1 pseudogene is annotated in these 262 nt (G+C 75.6%); it reads left to right on the top strand.

Features of this window, described 5'->3' with window-relative positions:
- Window positions 1–262, top strand: a pseudogene (trpD, locus tag C1X29_RS28730) (anthranilate phosphoribosyltransferase); the annotation flags it as partial.

The raw sequence follows: 262 nt of genomic DNA, 5'->3' as shown, positions 1-262 counted from the left end.
GGCCCGGTGCGCCGCCAGCTGGGCACGCGCACGGTGTTCAACCTGCTGGGGCCGCTGTGCAACCCCGCGGGCGCCCCGCGCCAATTGCTGGGCGTGTACGCGACGTCGCTGGTGAAGCCCGTGGCCGAGGCGCTCAAGACGCTGGGCGCCGAGCGCGCGCTGGTGGTGGCCGCGCGCGACGGGCTCGACGAGCTGACGCTGTCGGGCGCGACGGTGGTGGCGACGCTCTCCGGCGGGCGCGTGCTCGTCGACGAGATCTACC

This window comes from Pseudomonas sp. GW456-12-10-14-LB2, assembly GCF_002884345.1.
Taxonomy (GTDB): domain Bacteria; phylum Pseudomonadota; class Gammaproteobacteria; order Pseudomonadales; family Pseudomonadaceae; genus Aquipseudomonas; species Aquipseudomonas paraglycinae.
The sequence above is the reverse complement of the archived record's forward strand: the minus strand, read 5'-3'. Positions and strand labels throughout refer to the sequence as shown.